This is a genomic window from Thermostichus sp. MS-CIW-41 (assembly GCF_054058915.1).
Window position 1 is genome coordinate 15534 of the sequence record NZ_JBSSBO010000015.1, and the last position, 17731, is coordinate 33264.

At 57.7% G+C, this 17731-nt stretch carries 20 protein-coding genes and 1 riboswitch; of the genes, 6 read left to right on the forward strand and 14 right to left on the reverse strand.

The window, feature by feature from the left end:
• Positions 1 to 14: 14 nt before the first annotated feature.
• Positions 15 to 1436, reverse strand: coding sequence for a hypothetical protein (locus ACVWXE_RS06455; protein ID WP_457385612.1), 1422 nt, complete (start codon positions 1434 to 1436; stop codon positions 15 to 17).
• Between the two features lie 38 nt (positions 1437 to 1474).
• Positions 1475 to 2581, reverse strand: coding sequence for an N-acetyl-gamma-glutamyl-phosphate reductase (gene argC / locus ACVWXE_RS06460; RefSeq protein ID WP_011431956.1), 1107 nt, complete (start codon positions 2579 to 2581; stop codon positions 1475 to 1477).
• Between the two features lie 231 nt (positions 2582 to 2812).
• Here argC and ACVWXE_RS06465 point away from each other — a divergent pair, with 231 nt between their 5' ends.
• Positions 2813 to 3097: a hypothetical protein gene (locus ACVWXE_RS06465; RefSeq protein ID WP_011431955.1), complete on the forward strand. Its 285-nt coding sequence runs from the start codon at positions 2813 to 2815 to the stop codon at positions 3095 to 3097.
• Positions 3098 to 3233: 136 nt separating this feature from the next.
• On the opposite strand, the gene ACVWXE_RS06470 is transcribed toward ACVWXE_RS06465, so the two are convergent.
• Both ACVWXE_RS06470 and ACVWXE_RS06475 read right to left on the reverse strand, forming a co-directional pair.
• A complete protein-coding gene (locus tag ACVWXE_RS06470; RefSeq protein ID WP_457385633.1) occupies positions 3234 to 3962 on the reverse strand; it encodes a 2-phosphosulfolactate phosphatase family protein in 729 nt (242 codons plus the stop codon).
• A gap of 16 nt (positions 3963 to 3978) precedes the next feature.
• Positions 3979 to 4752, reverse strand: coding sequence for an ABC transporter permease (locus ACVWXE_RS06475; protein WP_414350495.1), 774 nt, complete (start codon positions 4750 to 4752; stop codon positions 3979 to 3981).
• Positions 4753 to 4814: 62 nt separating this feature from the next.
• Between ACVWXE_RS06475 and purS the strand changes: the two genes are divergently transcribed.
• Positions 4815 to 5072 (forward strand): phosphoribosylformylglycinamidine synthase subunit PurS, encoded by a 258-nt coding sequence (gene purS / locus ACVWXE_RS06480; RefSeq protein WP_457395695.1) that lies wholly within the window; start codon positions 4815 to 4817, stop codon positions 5070 to 5072.
• Positions 5073 to 5187: 115 nt separating this feature from the next.
• A complete protein-coding gene (gene purQ / locus ACVWXE_RS06485; protein ID WP_457489876.1) occupies positions 5188 to 5865 on the forward strand; it encodes a phosphoribosylformylglycinamidine synthase subunit PurQ in 678 nt (225 codons plus the stop codon).
• Between the two features lie 17 nt (positions 5866 to 5882).
• Here the strand turns inward: purQ and ACVWXE_RS06490 are convergent, their stop codons facing one another.
• From ACVWXE_RS06490 to psbB, 3 genes are all read right to left on the reverse strand, one after another.
• The gene (locus ACVWXE_RS06490) at positions 5883 to 6293 is read right to left on the reverse strand and encodes a response regulator (RefSeq protein WP_457388270.1); all 411 of its coding nucleotides are present in this window, start codon (positions 6291 to 6293) and stop codon (positions 5883 to 5885) included.
• Positions 6294 to 6692: 399 nt separating this feature from the next.
• Positions 6693 to 6791: a photosystem II reaction center protein T gene (locus ACVWXE_RS06495; RefSeq protein ID WP_011431949.1), complete on the reverse strand. Its 99-nt coding sequence runs from the start codon at positions 6789 to 6791 to the stop codon at positions 6693 to 6695.
• Positions 6792 to 6897: 106 nt separating this feature from the next.
• A complete protein-coding gene (psbB, locus tag ACVWXE_RS06500) occupies positions 6898 to 8430 on the reverse strand; it encodes a photosystem II chlorophyll-binding protein CP47 (RefSeq protein ID WP_457395691.1) in 1533 nt (510 codons plus the stop codon).
• A gap of 362 nt (positions 8431 to 8792) precedes the next feature.
• On the opposite strand from psbB, the gene ACVWXE_RS06505 reads away from it, so the two are divergent.
• Both ACVWXE_RS06505 and psbM read left to right on the forward strand, forming a co-directional pair.
• Positions 8793 to 9089, forward strand: a complete 297-nt coding sequence (locus ACVWXE_RS06505; protein ID WP_414350488.1) for a 2Fe-2S iron-sulfur cluster-binding protein — start codon at positions 8793 to 8795, stop codon at positions 9087 to 9089.
• An 86-nt stretch (positions 9090 to 9175) separates the two neighbouring features.
• Positions 9176 to 9283 carry a photosystem II reaction center protein PsbM gene (psbM, locus tag ACVWXE_RS06510; RefSeq protein WP_071818137.1) on the forward strand — a complete coding sequence of 36 codons (108 nt, stop codon included), beginning with the start codon at positions 9176 to 9178 and terminating at the stop codon, positions 9281 to 9283.
• Positions 9284 to 9419: 136 nt separating this feature from the next.
• Here the strand turns inward: psbM and ACVWXE_RS06515 are convergent, their stop codons facing one another.
• The 5 genes from ACVWXE_RS06515 to tnpA all read right to left on the reverse strand — a co-directional run bounded on the left by ACVWXE_RS06515 (position 9420) and on the right by tnpA (position 13384).
• Complete coding sequence (locus ACVWXE_RS06515) at positions 9420 to 9806, reverse strand: VOC family protein (RefSeq protein WP_414355356.1); 387 nt, start codon at positions 9804 to 9806, stop codon at positions 9420 to 9422.
• 206 nt (positions 9807 to 10012) lie between these two features.
• Complete coding sequence (thiC, locus tag ACVWXE_RS06520; protein ID WP_414384177.1) at positions 10013 to 11380, reverse strand: phosphomethylpyrimidine synthase ThiC; 1368 nt, start codon at positions 11378 to 11380, stop codon at positions 10013 to 10015.
• A gap of 5 nt (positions 11381 to 11385) precedes the next feature.
• A riboswitch (TPP riboswitch) is annotated at positions 11386 to 11486 on the reverse strand.
• A gap of 76 nt (positions 11487 to 11562) precedes the next feature.
• On the reverse strand, positions 11563 to 12336 hold the full coding sequence (locus ACVWXE_RS06525; protein WP_457489877.1) for a DUF1995 family protein: 774 nt from the start codon (positions 12334 to 12336) through the stop codon (positions 11563 to 11565).
• Between the two features lie 40 nt (positions 12337 to 12376).
• Entirely contained in the window at positions 12377 to 12841 is a 465-nt protein-coding gene (locus ACVWXE_RS06530; protein WP_457489878.1) for a GUN4 domain-containing protein, read from the reverse strand.
• 102 nt (positions 12842 to 12943) lie between these two features.
• On the reverse strand, positions 12944 to 13384 hold the full coding sequence (tnpA, locus tag ACVWXE_RS06535; RefSeq protein ID WP_457489879.1) for an IS200/IS605 family transposase: 441 nt from the start codon (positions 13382 to 13384) through the stop codon (positions 12944 to 12946).
• A 57-nt stretch (positions 13385 to 13441) separates the two neighbouring features.
• Between tnpA and ACVWXE_RS06540 the strand changes: the two genes are divergently transcribed.
• Positions 13442 to 14686: an RNA-guided endonuclease InsQ/TnpB family protein gene (locus ACVWXE_RS06540; protein ID WP_457489880.1), complete on the forward strand. Its 1245-nt coding sequence runs from the start codon at positions 13442 to 13444 to the stop codon at positions 14684 to 14686.
• 35 nt (positions 14687 to 14721) lie between these two features.
• Here ACVWXE_RS06540 and ACVWXE_RS06545 read toward each other — a convergent pair whose 3' ends face one another.
• On the reverse strand, positions 14722 to 15249 hold the full coding sequence (locus ACVWXE_RS06545; RefSeq protein WP_414343588.1) for a hypothetical protein: 528 nt from the start codon (positions 15247 to 15249) through the stop codon (positions 14722 to 14724).
• Positions 15250 to 15594: 345 nt separating this feature from the next.
• Positions 15595 to 17547, reverse strand: a complete 1953-nt coding sequence (locus tag ACVWXE_RS06550; RefSeq protein WP_457489891.1) for a bifunctional metallophosphatase/5'-nucleotidase — start codon at positions 17545 to 17547, stop codon at positions 15595 to 15597.
• Positions 17548 to 17731: the final 184 nt, after the last annotated feature.

The window sequence follows — 17731 nt, forward strand, 5'->3', positions numbered from 1 at the left end:
TATGCATCATCTACTCAATCTTCCAAGGGATCCAACTTGGGATCCAGACTCTTGGCCGTTAGACGCAGAGCCTCCGCCTGCTCCATTACCCGTGGAGCTTGCGCTGCCGTCTCAACGCCCTGGCGATAGCTCTCCCACAGGGGCATTTCCGGGTAGGTCTGCTGCAACTCGCTGATCTGATCCAGAAGGGCCTCCAGCCAGCCGGCCGTGCTCCAGGTGAGCAAAAACTGGAAGGGGTTCCAGAGGTTGAGCTGCCGACCCAATTCATTTAGGCTCTCGTTGCGAATGGGCGGATCGAAGATGTCCGCCACCGTCATTAACTGGCGGGCCAGCAGGGGTCTGAGGATTTTCTCGGCAGCTTCCACCACAGCGGGGATGGCAGCCTGGATCTGGTTGGGTCTGGGAATGTTCCGCGCCTGGGGCAAGGCTTGCAGCACCAACTCCAGTCGCCGCCCTGCCTCTGCCGATTCCAAAGCCGATTCCAGGGTGGTGCCCACGCTGAGAAACACTTCTCCCGTCAGCAGCCGCACTGCATCGATGACCAGGTGATACAAGGGGGGGATCACGAGCTTAATCCACTCACTCTGGAAAAACTCCCGCAGCCGCCGTGCCGCATAGTCCCCCACTTGGGTGGTCTGGATCCCCACTTGGGTCAGATTGAGATACCAGTCGGGGGGGGATCCCTTGGGATCCAGCCAACGGCGCAGCGTTTGCCATTCTTCTTCTGTGAGGGCAGTTCGTCCCTGTTTTAAGCCAGTTCGCCGCAGCTTGCCCTCGGCATTCAAGAGCTTGCGCAGCTCCGGTGTGCCCAGCAAGGACAAGGCACCTGCCGAACCCACACTGCCGATCTCGATGGCGATCAAGGCGGCCAACAAGGCGGCTGAGGCCTTTACTTGAATCTGGCCGCTTTTGTCCATCACCAAAGGTAGGCGGCTGTTGCCATAGGCACGAGCACTCATCGCCTCCAGAGCAGAGCGTTGGTCAGAGGTCAGCGTCCGAGCCCAAGAAGGGATCCCATCTGGATGGGCCGGTTCCTGCAAGCCGTGATACAGCAAGCTGGCCACCCAGGCGCGATCCGCAGCCTGCCGCAAAGAGCCAATGACCACTTCCCATTGGCAGGGGTTAAGCAGGGGCAAGAGCGCTTGCAGCTCTCGGTGGACGGGCTCTGGGGATCCCGCCGTTCTCGACTGTTCCAGAGCGCTTTGCAGCCGATCCCGCGCCTCTCGGCACAGCCCGCCCCACTCCAGTTGCAGGCGAGCCAGGGTCTGTTGCACCGTCTCTTCGGAGCGACGGGGTAGATCCTGCCAGCCCGCTTCCAGCTGCCGCCACAGCTCCTCCCAGTTCAGGCCCTCAGCAGCGCCATTGACGGCATCTGAGGCAACCTTTGCGCTGGGCGAGGCATTTTGGGGCAAAGCGGGATCCAGAGGTTCAGACATGGACAGAACCGGCCTCAAGGGGATTACCGGCATTATAGCTAGGGGTAAAACGCCAGCCGAGGCAAACCCAACGTTTCCGGCCATCCCATCATCAGGTTGAGACACTGCACCGCCTGCCCGGCTTGCCCTTTCATCAGGTTATCGATCACCGACAGGACAATAACGCGGTTGGTGCGGCTGTCCACCTCCACCCCGATCATGCAGGTGTTGGTGCCGGAGACCCATTTGGTTTGCGGGTAGACCCCCCGCGGCAGCACCTTCACCCAGGGAGATTGGCGATAGAAAGCATTGTAAATGGTGAGCAAATCTTCCCCCACAAAGCCGGGATCCCGCAGGGTGGCATACAACGTGACGTGGATCCCCCGCACCATGGGCACCAGATGGGGCGTAAATTGCACGGTGATGGGGGTGTGGGTCAGGTCGGTGCAGGCTTGCTCGATCTCGGGCGTATGCCGGTGCTGGGCCACTCCATAGGCTGCCAGAGAGCCGTCCACTTCGGCAAACAGGGATCCCACCTTGGGGGTACGACCTGCCCCCGAAACGCCGGATTTGGCATCGAAAATGAGGCTGTCCAGCTCCACCAACCCCTGCCGCAGCAGAGGAGCAACCGCCAACAACGAGGCAGTGGGATAACAGCCGGGACAGCCCACCAGTTGGGCTTGGGCAATCGCCTCGCGATAAAGTTCCGGCAACCCATAGACCGCCTGCTCATTGGCCTGGCGATAGGCAGGGCTGGGCCAGTTGGGATCCGTCTGACCCATGCGGTACCAAGATTGGTAGGTGGCCAGGTTGCGAAAGCGGTAATCCGCCGACAGATCTAAGACTTTGCACCCCTTGGCCAGCAAAGGCGGAGCCAGCTCAGCAGCCAGCCCATTGGGGAGAGACAAAAACACCACATCGCTGTTGGCGGCAATGCGATCCACCTCTACCGGCTGAACGGTCAGATCCACCGCCTGGGCCAACTGGGGATAGAGATCCCCGTAGCGCTTGCCGGCACTGTCTTGCCCGGCCAGGTAGGTGATCTGCACGCCGGGATGCTCGCTCAGTAACCGCACCAACTGTACCCCTCCGTAGCCGGAAGCGCCGACAATGCCAATGCGGACAGGCTCTGTGGGGTGGGGTGGGCGGGGCGCCATGTTGGCCATGGGGGGTTGCCTGTGCAAGAGGGTTGCGTGATGGCTTGCCTTAAGTTCTACCGCATTTTTCTGCTGCATTTGACGCTGCATGGGTGCGGATCCCATCTTGTTCATTCGCGTTGGCGTTGCCTAGCAATCCAAGAGGATTTGTTATGCTGAGTTAACTTGAGCCGCTCGGGCCTTGGCAGCGGCTTCCGTAATATCTGTCTATGTTCTGTGTAGCTTTCTAATCTGCGGTCTATGCACTATGAGCGATTGATCAACATGGTCTTGCGGGCCTATGGCCAAAGCAGCCGCCATGGCCTGGATCAGGAAACTCTGACCCTCTACTCAGAAGGCCCCTACACACTCTACAAACTCACTTCCCATTTCGATCGCCGCTCCATTTTTGTGTTGGCCCAGAATCAGCGGGATATGTTTGTTTCTGGCGATGCGTTTAACAACAAGCTGATCCCAGGGGAATGGCAGGCGTGGCTGCACCAGAAAGCGCTGGGCATCGCTCCCGACACGGCACAAGCAGGTTAGCCGAAGACCATATCTGGCGTGGAAGGATCCCCAAGCCTACGCCCGGCCTGTTGAGATCCAGCCCATGCTGACAATGGCCGCCTACTTCCAGCTCAGAGGGTGGTGGGATCCACAGGTCGCTCCACCTGTCCAGAATCTACCCGCCACTGGCCAAAACCCCTGGCTGAACCTGTCGGGGCACCACCGAGAGACGATCCAGCTGGGCACAATAGGCCAGATCCTGATCGTTTTCCGGCCCCAGACCCAATAGCCGTTGCCCGTGGCTAGAGCGTCTCAACAAACCCAGCAGATCGTCCTGCCAAGTTTGGTAGAGGGCCAAGGCCGCCAAGGTCTCGTCGTTGCCCAACTGGTTCAAAGAGCAGCCCAGGCGATGCAAGATGGCTCCGGCACAGGCAGTATCTTCCAGCGAAAAGGCCCCTTCCCACCCGGATCCCACCAGCCACACCTCGGCAAAGGAGCCCCGTCTGAGAAAATCCACCACGGCTCCCAAGTTCACCAGGGCTGCTGTAATCACCACTGGGATCCCTTCCAGGCGCTGTAGGCTGCGCGTGCCGTTGGTGGTGCTCAGGAAGATGCGCTTGTCCCGCACGCGGTCGGGAGTGTAGTCGAGGGGGGAATTGCCTAGGTCGAATCCCGCCACTGCTTTGCCCCCCCGTTCCCCGGCCAAAAGCCGCTGGGAAGCCGGCCAGTTTTGGCTTGCCTCTTGGAGCTGCTGCAGGTGGGCAAACACCTGTACCGCTTCTGCTCCTGCTGCCAGCGCTGTGGCAATGGTGGTGGTGGCCCGCAGCACATCAATGGCCACCGCACACTCCGGGATCCCAGATGAAGGCACCTGTTCGGGCGTATAGAAGTGGAAAAAACGCATGGGGGAAGAGGTAACGTCAGAACTCACGCCGGGCGAACACCAACACTGCCAGAATCAGCAGCAAAAGGGTGTAAACCAAGCCGTACAGTGCATCTCCGAGAAGTTCTGCTGGGGGCGGAACTTGGCCGTAAACCGCAGCATCTCTCAAATTGAGGCGCTCCAAATCCGGCAGGATCAAATAAATCACCTCAAACAGTTTGCCAAATCCGGCATCTTTCACCAGCTTGCTCAGTTGCAGCAGGGCGCGGCTGGCATGGCCCATCAGGAACAGGGCAATGGTGTAGAGGGTGGCCAGAATCGAGGAAGTGAAAACCCCGAACAGCAGGGCTGCGGCAACAATCAGCACCAGCTCTAAGAAAGTGAAGACTGTTGCCCAGAGAATGGCCAAAAGGGGGATCGGGGCCTGCACCAGCAGCAAGCTCAGCAGAAACACAACCGTCATCAGCAGCACCAGCACCGACAGCAGCGCCGATAGGCCCAGATGCTTGCCGACAATGAACTCTGCCCGGCTCATGGGTTTGGCGATCAGCACATACACCGTGCGTTTTTCAATCTCCTTATTCACCAGCCCTGTGCCCACGAAAATGGCCACGATCAGGCCGAAGAAGTGAATGGCCGCCAACCCCAGGTCGGCAATGATTTTGTTGTGGGCCTGGTTGGCCACCTGCGGGATCAAAACAGCGGCTCCCAGCATGGCCACCGCAAATACCATCACCAGGTAGAGAATCCGATCCCGAATCGTTTCCCGGAAAACGTTGTGGGCAATGGCCACCACGCGCGACGCATCCATGACTGAACCCAAAGCTGTGATGATCCGACTGATACACTGGTAACAGATCCAGCCTTTATTCTATGCAGTTCCAGGCCCAGATTCAGATTCACCTACGCCCCTCTGTTCTCGATCCCGCCGGGGCTGCGGTTCAGTCCAGCTTGCATCAGCTGGGGCATACCCAGGTACAGCAGGTGCGCATTGGCAAGCATATCCAACTGCAGCTAGAGGCCTCCGACGCCGAGACCGCCCACCGCCAGGTGGATGAGCTGTGCCATCAACTGCTGGCCAACCCGGTGATTGAGACTTATCAAATCCAAGTGGCTGCCATCGGTGGTTAATTTGATGGGTTCACGCGATTTGGGGTTGATCTGATGGCCATTCCAAAAATACCCCCAACCCCTCTTCCATCCCTCTAATCTGACCATCTTCTTTCCTCTCACTTAAGGGATCCCAATGGCTGGCGTGAGGTTTGGCGTTGTTGTTTTTCCGGGTTCCAACTGCGACCGAGATGTAGCCTGGGTAACCCGCGGCCTCTTGGGCTGCCCAACGCGGCTGATCTGGCACCGAGAGACGGATTTGTCGGAGCTGGATGTGGTGGTGCTGCCGGGGGGCTTCAGCTATGGGGATTATTTGCGTTGTGGGGCCATCGCTCGTTTTGCTCCGGTGATGGGATCCCTGAAGGAGCACGTAGCGCGAGGCGGCTATGTGCTGGGCATCTGCAATGGCTTTCAGATCTTAACAGAGGCGGGCCTGCTGCCGGGGGCGCTGGTGCGCAATGCCAACCTGCACTTTATCTGCGACCGAGTGGGGATCCGTGTAGAACGGCAGGATCTCCCCTGGACAAGCGCGTATCCCCAGGGATCCACCCTAACCCTGCCCATCGCCCATGGGGAAGGCCGCTATACCTGCGACCCGGATACCCTCAAGCAATTGCAGGATCAAGGGCAGATCGTCCTTCGCTATGCTCCGGTTGCGCCCAACGGCTCTGTGGATAATATTGCCGGCATTTGCGATCCCAGCGGTCGGATTCTGGGTTTAATGCCCCACCCTGAGCGGGCAGCAGATCCCGATTTGCCAGGGCAAGATGGGATCCCCTTCTGGCAGTCGATTTTGCACAGCTTCGCCGCCTAACTCTTCTCCAGGAGAACTCACCCCTGCCCCGGCCCTCGAGACAACACCTGGCGAACTTGATTCACCATCTCCTCATGATCCACCACCGGCTTGGCGATATAACCATCCGCCCCGCTCTGGGCCAAGAATGCCTCGCGGTCGCCGCGCATGGCGTGGGCCGTCACCAAAATAATGGGGATGGAGCGGCTTTTTGGATCCCCCTTCAACAGTTGGGCAATGCGGATCCCGTCCACCGCCTCGCCGCGAAAGGTGCTCTGGGACAGGGAAACATCCAACAAAATGACATCCACCTCGTGCCCCTGGGCCAGCTTCAAAATCTGCTCCACATCCTGGCTGTGAAAGACCTCAAAACCTCCCCGCCGTCGCAACACCTTCTCAAAAACACGGGCGTTGATCGGATCATCTTCCACCAGCAGCACTGTTGCCATCGTTAACCCAATCTTGAATCTGAACCCAAGCTAAGCTGTCTCTGGGATCCCAAAAGCCATCCTAAGGCATCCTTAGCGAGTTCAATTTGAGCAGTAGGACAAGCGTTCTCCTACAGAGTACTGAAGAGTACCGAAAAGGGTCTCAGTAGCTCTGAGAACTCCCCCCTCCTCTCCCAAAAGGAAGGATCCTCAGGTTGCCGCTACTTGACTATTTATTTTGGAATCTTATTTTGGAATCACTCCATTCCGAGTTGCCGCTACCCAACCGCAAATAGGAAAGCCGGAGAGAGCTCCGGCCCCATCCAGAACTAAGCCTAAACCACAAATCTCAAAAGAGACTGACCTTCCCTCTGCCTTGCTTGAGCCCGGCACAGCAGGAACGGCAGCCACTACCCTGGGTTACTTCTTGGTAATTCTCGGAGTTTCCCGAAAGGCGACCGCGAAAAACAGAAGGCCCAACGTCAAAAACAGGATAAAGGTGTAGGTGATGGCTTCCATACAAAACCTCCATTTCTAAGGGGGCTTGATTCCAGATTAACTCGGAGCCGCCAGCACCCCATCTCCAAAGTGAAGCAGAGTGCCGACGGCATCGCCGAAAAGGGCTCTAGGCTTCCTGCACCTTGCGAGTGGTGGGATCCCCTACTTTCTGGAAGACGCCGAACTCCACCATTTCCTCGCTCATATTCGGGTCAATACCGGCGAACACATCGCGGAAGAGAGTGCGAGCGCCGTGCCAGATGTGGCCAAAGAAGAACAGCAGGGCAAAGACCGCGTGAGCAAAGGTAAACCAACCGCGGGGGCTGGTGTGGAAGGTGCCGTCCGCCTTGGGAGTTTCTCGGTCGAACTCAAACAACTGACCCAACTGGGCCTGGCGGGCATATTTCTTGACGGTTGCCGGGTCGGTAAACACCTGGCCGTCCAGCTTGCCGCCGTAAAACTCCACCGTCACACCCACCTGCTCAAAGCTATAGCGAGACTCTGCCCGACGGAAGGGAATGTCTGCCCGCACCACCCCATCGGCATCCCGCAGAATAACCGGGAAGGTTTCGAAGAAATTGGGCATCCGCTGCACCGTCAGCTCCCGCCCTTCGCGGTCACGGAACACCGGGTAGCCCAGCCACTCGATGGCAATGCCATCCCCTTTGTTCATGGGGCCAGCTCGGAACAGTCCCCCCTTGGCCGGGCTGTTGCCCACGTAGTCGTAGAAGAGCAGAGACTTGGGCAGGGAGTTGTAGGCCTCGCTGCGGGTCATCCCGGCTTCCATGGCCGCATTTACCCGGCGGTTAATCTCCTGGTTGAAATAGCCAGAATCCCATTGGTAGCGGGTGGGACCAAACAGCTCCACAGGGGTAGTGGCGCTGCCGTACCACATGGTTCCGGCCACCACAAAACCGGCAAAAAACACCGCCGCGATCGAGCTGGAAAGCACCGTCTCGATGTTCCCCATCCGCAGAGCGCGATAGAGGCGCTGGGGTGGGCGTACCGTGATGTGAAATAGACCTGCAATGATGCCCACGATGCCTGCAGCAATGTGGTGGGCCACCACCCCTCCGGCGTTGTAGGGGTTAAAACCAGCTGGCCCCCATTCCGGCGCCACCGGCTGGACGTGCCCCGTCGTCGCATAGGGATCGCTCACCCACATTCCCGGGCCAAACACCCCCGTCAGGTGAAAAGCTCCAAAGCCAAAGCAGAGGATCCCGGCCAGCAGCAGGTGGATCCCGAACATTTTCGGCAGATCCAAAGCCGGCTCGCCGGTGCGGGGATCCCGGAACAGCTCCAGATCCCAGTACACCCAGTGCCAGCAGGCAGCCAAGAAGAGCAAGCCGGACAAAACGATATGGGCAGTGGCTACCCCTTCAAACGTCCAGAAGCCCGCATTGGCAACGCTCTCGCCGTAGATATTCCAACCGCCCCAGGAGTTGACCACCCCCAGGCGAACCATAAATGGCATGACAAACATGCCCTGACGCCACATCGGATTCAGGACAGGATCCGACGGATCGAAAATGGCCGTTTCATAGAGCGCCATCGACCCGGCCCAACCTGCTACCAGAGCGGTATGCATCAGGTGAACCGCGATCAGGCGACCTGGGTCATTCAGTACAACCGTATGGACCCGATACCACGGTAGTCCCATAAAGCTCGGTCCTCCACGTTCTCCAACACTTGCGCGATATCCAGTCAAACAATTAAGCCGACATCTTACCTGGGATCCTGACCTGAGCAGTTTCTTCAGAGTCGAGGGGTGCCGCACCCGCTTGAACCCCTGAGCGCACCCAAGAGGATATCGCTCTCAGAATTTCCATCACGGGCATCAAACAGTATAACGAAACGCTACCGACCTGAGTGGCTTCAGGCAGGATGCCGTCTCACTTTAGGCATCATCATCCCAGATCTCTCGCCGGAGATTAAAAATATGACTTAAAATGTTACAATACTTAGCAACTGTGACCGCTCTCCTGGCTCAGTCTGAAAGGTGTCGTGGTTTCTGGCAGGGGTATGGCAACGATCCGCTTCGTCAACGAGAACCGAGAGATCTTCGTCGCTGAAGGCGCTAACCTGCGCCTGAAGGCTCTGGAAAACCAGATCGATCTCTACAAAATGATGGCCAAGCTGCTCAACTGCGGCGGCAACGGCCAATGTGGCACCTGTGTGGTGGAGATTGTCGAGGGATCCGAGCATCTCTCCCCTCGCACCGAGGCAGAAAACCGCAAGCTCAAGCGCAAGCCCGATAGCTACCGCCTTGCCTGCCAGACCAAAGTGCTGGGGGATGTTTCCGTCAAAACAAAGCCCTAGCCTTGGCCCGCCTGTTTTCCCTTTGGGCAAGTCGCACCTCAGAGTGGTATGCTGACTGCCAGTTGGGCTTGTGGCATTTGTGAGTTATGGAGACGAACTACCTGGGCATCTTGGCCACCCTCTTAGTTGTTCTGGTGCCCGCCATCTTCCTGGTGATTTTGTACGTGCAAACCTCCAGCAGATCTGGCGACTGACCGGGCAACTCCCACTGGCTCAAGTCGGGTAAATGCTGGTCAAAAGGAGGGATTCCCTGTGTAGGAGGGGATCCCTTCGTCTTTTGTCGTCTAGGCTGGGCGAATTAAGGGTATTTGGTATTTGGAGCTCTATCGGTCAAGCTGTTGCTTGAGCTGACCTAGCCCTGTCGAAAGTCCCCGCAGGCTCATACAAAAACTCAAACAGGTTGCCGTCGGGATCCTTGCCATAGAAAGAGGCAGTGCCATCCCGGTGGGTGTGAATGGCCCCTACCGGGATCCCTTGGGATTTCAGGCGTTGGTGTTCTTGCTGGAGCTCCTCTATGCTGTCGAAGACAAAGCCAAAGTGAGGCCCTGCCGCGCGGTAGCCCGGCCCCAATAGCGCCAGCCCATCCTCTCCTGCCTTCATGTAGGCCCAGTCGGGATCCTGCCAGACGTTGACCATGCCCAGCTTTTGGTAGAACTCCACCGCCTTGGGGATGTCTTCTACCCGGATGGCGACATGCCCGAGTTGTCTAAGTGCCATGTCATCCTCTGTGCTCAAGTGAGCCAACTGCAATGGTTCTTCTACAGATCAGCTTGACACACTCCCCGCCGCAAAGGGCAGGGATCCCTGCGGTAGGACAGAACTTTAGACCCAACTTTTTGACAGCTTGAGGCTGGGATCCCAATCCAGTCCATAGGCAGGACAGAAGATGGTTTCAACCCATTGGATTGGGGATGAACCAAGACTTATCCTGTTGGCTGCGCGGCCAAGAACCGCTCCAGCTCGCTCAAAGCCTCTGCATCCATCTTGGTTTGCATGGGGCAAAACTTTGGCCCACACATGGAGCAGAACTCTGCCGTTTTGTAGATATCTGCCGGCAAGGTTTCGTCGTGATATTCTCTGGCGCGTTCTGGATCCAAAGACAATTCAAACTGCCGGTTCCAGTCGAAGTTATAGCGGGCCCTCGACATCTCATCATCCCGATCCCTGGCACCGGGGCGATGACGGGCAATATCGGCAGCATGGGCGGCAATTTTATAGGCAATTAAGCCGTTGCGCACGTCCTCTGCATTGGGCAAACCCAGGTGCTCTTTGGGGGTGACATAGCAAAGCATGGCTGCCCCGTACCAACCGGCTAAGGCTGCTCCAATGGCGGAGCTGATGTGGTCATAGCCTGCCGCAATATCGGTTACCAAAGGCCCCAAAACATAGAAGGGAGCCTCATCGCACTCTTCCATTTGCTTGCGCACGTTGAATTCAATTTGATCCATCGGCACGTGCCCCGGTCCTTCCACCATGACCTGCACATCGTGCTCCCAGGCCATGCGGGTCAACTGGCCCAGGGTTTTCAACTCCGCCAGTTGTGCTTCATCAGAGGCATCGTGCAAACATCCCGGTCGCAAAGAATCTCCCAGACTAAAAGAAACATCGTATTTCTTGAAAATCTCGATAATGTCGCGGAAGTGGGTATAAAGCGGGTTTTGTTTGTGGTGGGCCAACATCCAACGGGCCAGGATCCCACCCCCACGAGAAACAATTCCCGTCAGGCGGTGGCGTACCAACGGAAGATATTCGATCAGGATCCCGGCATGGATGGTCATGTAGTCCACCCCCTGCTGGGCCTGTTTTTCGATAACATGCAAGATGTCTTCTGCAGAAAGTTTTTCGACGTTGCCGTGCACACTTTCTAGGGCTTGGTAGATGGGCACCGTGCCAATGGGCACTGGAGAAGCTTGGATAATGGCTGTGCGAATTTCATCCAAATCGCCCCCGCCGGTGGACAGATCCATAACGGTATCGGCGCCGTATTTGATGGCCAATTTTAGCTTTTCCAGCTCTTCGGCCAAGCCGGAAGAAGTAGGGGAAGCGCCAATGTTGGCATTGACTTTGCACCGGGAAGCGATCCCAATGCACATCGGCTCGAGGTTGGTGTGATTGATGTTGGCAGGGATGATCATGCGACCCCGGGCCACTTCCGAGCGGATCAGTTCCGGCGGCAGGTTTTCCCGCTGGGCCACGTACTCCATCTCTTCGGTAATCACGCCCTGACGGGCAAAGTGCATCTGCGTTACATTTGCTTGCCCACGGCGACGGGCAACCCATTCGCTGCGCATGTTGTCAACTCCAGTGCTCGCTTTCCTACGCTGGTATGAACCAGATCAGGTTCTGAGGATGTAATCTCAGCCTGGGGATAATCCCCAGACACTCCTAGCGTGGTGTGATCATATCACCGAAATAGAGATGAGGCGGGGAGCTTTATAGTCTTTATTAAAAGAGTTTGAGATAGTACTAACCCTCACCCCTGGCCTTTCTCCCCATGAGATCCTGACCCTCGCAGGGATCCCAGCCAGCGCCGCCAGCTCCACCAGGGATCCTTTCCCTTGCTGGCCCTGAACAGTTCGGCCACTTCCTCGCCGGTGGGCTGGGCAATAAAAGTCTTCAAGACGCTGTAGAGGCCGGGCTCTTCCTGCTGCCACACGCTCCAGGGATCCGGATAGGCCCGAAACAGGGCCCCCTCCACCAGGGAGCGCAGGTAGTAGCTGGTCTCAAAGGTGCTCAGGAACCGCTGACGCAGACGGCGACCGGCCAGACCCACCCCCACGGTGGCGGCATCCTGCAATTGGGGGTTGAGCAGCACGACGGGCTTGGGATCCCGTCCTTTGGAAGTCAGCCCAGAGGGATCCCCACCGCTGACCGCTTGGCAAACCCGCTCCACCTGATCCAAGCTGTAAACCGCGGGCATCACCAGCAGGAGGCTCTGTTCTGGGGTAGGTTGAGTCCGGGAAGTCAAGCTCTGCAATTCGATCCCTTCGGGTAGGGATCCCCATTCCCGCTGGGCCAGGGCTGCTCCGCCGGCATCGCTGAATAGCACCAAAGCAGGCGGTTGCAGCAGCTCCAAGAACGGGCGGGACAATACTTCTGGCTTGATGTCGGGGGCCAGGATCTCGATGAGCAGGCGGCGATATCCTGCTTGCATAGCCAGCCGTGTAGCCTGGATGGCCTGCTCACAGGCCTGGGCCAGGTCGATGGGCAAGTTGGGAAATTGGGTTAGTTGCAGTTGCTCGGCCACAGTCTAGTCCAATTATGATTCAGCCAGTAACCAGGGATGCTCAGCCAGACACTTCTTCCCAAGCCTTGTGGGTGAGCAACTCCTCCAGAACCCGCACCCCCCGCAGTTGGTTGGAAAGGGGCAGGTGGCCCTTGGGGGCGGAGAGATCCCAGATGAACTCGTCAGGGTAGCGAGTCCAGTGGTAGCCCTGCTTCCAGCCAATGAGCGGCCAGAGGCGCTCCCAGTTGCGGTTCACCCCCAGCCACAGTTGCCGCTGCACCGAGTAGCCAAAGCGATCCCCAGAGGCCGCTCGCCACAGGTGATCAATCGTGCGCAGATCCTCTGCCGGGATCCGGCTCACCTCGGAAAAATACAGCCAGCCCCGCCGCGCCGCCCCCTCTCCTGCCGCCCGACATAGCAGTTGTAGGCTCAGCCGATCCGCCTCCAGCCAGGCTCCCGCCGACAACAACTCCTGCAAAGGCCGGTAGTCGATATTCAGGGCTGAAGTCAGAGGGACGGTCACCATTGCCAAGTTGCAAAAGGTCTCCCTTGATTTTAGCTAGTCCGCCGAGAAGCCCCGCCCTCTGTCCGCAGGACGTATGGCCTACGGCCCGCTGAAGCGAACGCGCTAGCGGCGCGGAGCGCTTGGGTCGGGATGAGAGGCGGGAGTTCCTTGGTTTTCAATGTACTGGCACAAAACCGAGACCGTCACCCCACCACATGAAGCGATGAAATAAGATTCATTCCACAGTACATTTTTCCGATATATCTTGCTGATGTAGTCCGCAAACTCGCTTCTCATCCTACGGCTAGAGACGGATTTAATGTTGTTTACCAACTTGGACAGATCTATCTGCGGATAGTACTGGAATAGCAGATGAATATGGTCTGCCTCGCCGTTAAACTCGATAAGTTTGCAGCCCCACTTTTGGCAGAGGTCATACATAACTTCATGCAATCGCTGCAACATTTCTCTAGTAAATACCTTGCGTCGGTACTTGGTGGTTAAGACCAAGTGTGCCTTCAAATCAGATACGGCTCTGCCGCTGGAAACAAAACCATGCTTCATGGCCGGTAATCCCTGCTGGCGCTATAATCAGTGTAGCGGTTTCTAGGCACGCTTAAGATGAGGACTGCTTATCAGTACCGTCTGCGGCCTACGCCCAGCCAATCTGCCCTGATGGATCAGTGGCTGGAGCTGTTGCGCAAGCAGTACAATTATCGGCTGGCAGAGCGGTTTAACTGGTGGGAGCAAAACCGCTGTGATATCAACGCTTGCCCCTTAATCTGTCATTTGCCTGAACTGAAAGACAGGCCTGATTACTACTCCCAAAAACGGGATCTGGTGAATACCAAGGCAAGGTTCCCCGAATACCAAACAGTCCATGCGCAAGTCCTCCAAGATTGCGTAGGGCGAGTGCACAAAGTATTCGACCGCTGGCTGAAAGGCGACCACAACGGCAAGAGGACAGGGAGGCCGAGATTCAAGGGGGTGGGCCGGTATCGTTCCTTCACCTTTCCCCAGATGAAACAGGACTGCCTTCAGGGGAAGTTCATTCACCTGCCCAAAATCGGAGCAGTAAAACTGATTCAACACCGTCCTTTGCCTGACGGTTTTGTCATCAAGACTGCTACCATCACCCGCAAAGCGGACGGGTGGTATGTGACATTAAGCCTGCAAAATACGTCTGTCCCCGAGTTCACTCCTGACCTGCCAACACTAGAGAACACCATGGGGATCGACATGGGGCTGGACTCCTTTTTGGTGACAGATACGGGAGAGTCTGTCCCAGTGCCAAAGTATTACCGCCGCGCCCAAAAGCGGTTGGAGAGGCTGCAGCGGGCCCTGTCTCGCAAGAGGAGAGGATCAAACCGTCACAAGAAAGCCCTGAAGCGGGTAGCCAAGGCTCATCTCAGGGTGGCCAACCAGCGTAAAGACTTCCACTACAAAACAGCCAAGAAGCTGGTAAGCAAGGGAAAGCATATTGCGTATGAGGCGCTCAACATCAAAGGTATTGCCAGAACCAAATTAGCGAAATCTACTTATGATGCCGGGTGGGGGCAATTCCTGCGGATTCTCGCAGTCAAGGCTGAAAGAGCTGGGCTGAGGGTGATCGCAGTGGATCCAAACGGCACAAGCCAAAACTGCTCTCGGTGCGGCCAAAAGGTACCGAAGGCCATTCAAGACAGGTGGCACTCCTGCCCGCATTGTGGCCTGGAACTACACCGAGACCACAACGCGGCGATAAACATCAAATACAGAGCGGTGGGGCATCCCGTTCTTAAAGCTCAGGAAACGTCCTTCACAGGAGTCACTGAGAAGCCCGCACTCTCTCGCTTTAGCGGCGCGGAGCGCTTTGCGTCAGCATGAGTGCGGGAGTATGTCACTCCCTGCTGTCCGTCCCCTCAGGTTTCAGGCGGGTACTTGGGCGGATCCCCGAAGATGATGCGATAGCCGATGTACGCCACCCCCAACAGCCCTGCCAGGATCCACAAGAAAGCCGAAAAGGGTAGGCGGGAAAAGAAGACAAGATAAACCCGGCGACTGAGCCAAGAAAAAATAAGATAGACTGCCGCCAAAATGCCGATCCCTTGCAAGGTGCGAAAAGCCGGCACCCGCGAGAGAGGCATGCGCTGGCGTGCCACCCAGATGGAGCTAAGAAAAGTCCAGGGAGGCACCAGCAGCAAGAACATATCCGCCTGCTTCACCACCGCCTGCCAGCCGGCGGTGTTGGTGGCATAGGCCAAGTAGCCCGCCCAGAGGACAAGAGTTACCGCTCCCAAGCCGATACTTAAGCTGAGCAAAAAAGGCTCCTCCCATTGGCCTGGGATCCAGTCGCAGAGAACCCAAACCACCCAAGGGGTGGCAAAGAGCAAAAGCGCAATGGCTAAGCCATTGGCGTTGAGCTGGGTAAAAAACGTCTCCAGAGTCATGAACAGCAAAAGGAGCGAACGTCACCCTTGATGGTAATGATTCCTCCTTGAGGAAGCAATTCAATCCGTATACAAATCCACCTATTGTGGGCAATGCCCGCAAGGTTTACAGCCCGCCTGGGCACCCCGGTAAACGTTGCCAAGTAACACCAGCAGGGATAGGAGTAGGAAAAAGAAAAGGGATCCTTGACGCTGGCCAGGGATCCCTTCCTAAAAAGCTCAAGACATTTCTCCGGCACGCTGCTGAGGCAACTCATCCAAGCCAATCTCCCCTTTGGCAAGAAGGAAGCCCGGCACCGGATTACCACTCCTCTGGACCAATCTGCCCCAGTCTGTTAACCCAATCTACAGACCTTGCAGCACCGTATCTGGGCGGGCCGACAGGTTCTGGATGCGGGTATCCTGGGCCGGCGGGGTGTCCGGTTCGGTGAACACGCCGATCTGCCGCAAATACCGAGCCAAGGCATCTTGTTCGCTGCCGGGGGTATCGAAGGTGATGCCGGAACTGGGGGCCAAGTTGACCCGGTTGGGGTTAGACAGGCGAGGGAAGGGATAGTCATCCCCACCATTGGCCAAGAAGTCCAGGGTCACCAGGCGGAAGGTGCGTCTGGGATCCCCTTGCACTTGGCCGTTGCGCACCACCACATCCCGACCTGTGGGCGTATCCACCCGCAAGGAGAGGACGCGGGATCCCGGTGGCCGCGAGGGATCAAAGCTAAAGGCAAAGCCGCCAATTTGGGGGAAGCGGCCCGGCGTAGCTCCCGGCTGGGTTTGCGCCACCCCGTGTTCCACTATCTGCTTCAGTTCCTCAGCGGTGACGGTCAACAGAGAGAGGCCGTTGTTAAAAGCAAGGGCCGTTTCGATGTCCAGCTGAGAGATTTGACCGGACTGCTTGCCGGCTTCAGGGTTAGCCACCGGTGGGATGCGCCGCACCGGCTCACCGCCGCCGCCGCCGGTGGTAGCCCCAATGGGAGCGCGAATGCCACCGCCATTTTTCAGGGAGATAACCGTAGAAGGATCGACCGTTCTGGCGTAGGCCAAGTTGGCATCGGCAGTGAGGTTGCCCAGGTTGGTTTCCTCGGTGCGCACCTCTGCCCGCAGGCCGTTGAGAAATTGTGTGGTGGAGCCAAAGGTGCGGCCATCCTTGGTGCGGATGATGTTGCCGATCTCATTGGCCACCCGAACCACGTCAGGATTGGGGGTGCCCCTGACAGCTGCTACCCCTTGGTCGTCGGTGGCATAGGCACCGCTCACCGGGTCAATGCGGGCAATAACCCCGTTGGCGTCAAAGCTGACCACCAGGCGGCCCACGTAGCGATAGTTGGAGCCGGTGTTGACCACCGCCACCGGTTGACCACTGGCGGAGGAGCGCAAGATGGGGTAGTCACCCGTGCGGGTATCGGGCAAATCAGTGCGCAGGCGATCGGTGGGCTTGGCGATCACCCGGTGGGATCCGCCGGCAATGATGATGTCCACATTTCGCAATTGGCTGGCCAGGGCTACCTCGTTTTGCAACTGTTGCAGATGGGCTAGGAGGATAATTTTGTTGATGCCCTGAGCGGTGAGTTGATCGACGAAGCCCTGGATTAGAGCGGCACTCACCTGGTCAGTATCGTCCACCCTGCCTTCTACCCTCACCTCGGGGCCGGGGCTAGAGATGGCCGCCAAACGGGTGGTGGTGGCTCCCACCAGACCGATCCGCTGCCCTCCTACCGTGATCACCGCCGTCTTGGCGATCTTGCCGCGGATAGAGCTGGCCTCTTGACCATCAGCAGCAAAGTCAGAGCTAGCCAATTCGCCGGTACCGCTGAAGCTGAGGTTGGCGCTCAAGTAGGGAAAACGAGCCCCAGCGTAGCCGCGGCCAGTGTCGGGCCGGATGAGGTCGCGAATTTGGCGCGTACCCTGGTCGAACTCGTGGTTGCCGAAGGCAGCCGCCTCAAAGCCAATGGCGTTGATGATCTCGATATCGGCTTTGCCAGGGGTGAGGTTGTAACGGCCTTGCAGAGACCGATCCGTGCTGGCGTTGTAGAAGGGGCTGGGAATATAGTTGTCCCCACTGGAGAGCACCACCGTGTTGGGAAATTGGGGGCGCAGAGCATTCACCACCGCCGAGAAGCGCGGCGCATCTTGTACGGCAGCGATCGAGGCTTCCAAGTCGCTGGCATGTAGGATTTGCAGGGTAAAAGCGGGCGGCTGAGTCGAGAGAGCCACATTGGGATCCGAGGCGATAAACCCAGCCCCTCCGCCGGTTGGGGGAACCGAGCTGCTGCTACCGCAGGCGCTGGCCAGGCTCAGCACCAAACACCACAACCCGACCCACAGGGACCTGGCCAGAGGGTTCAGCCAATCCGGGAGCCATCTCTTGGCAGGGGCAGACCCTCGAGCACGGCAAGCTGGTTTCATGACAATTCCTTCACTCCATCCGCAAGAGAGGACGCATCCGCGTTCACGTTACCAGGGGTGGGATGGGGGTTTCGTTATG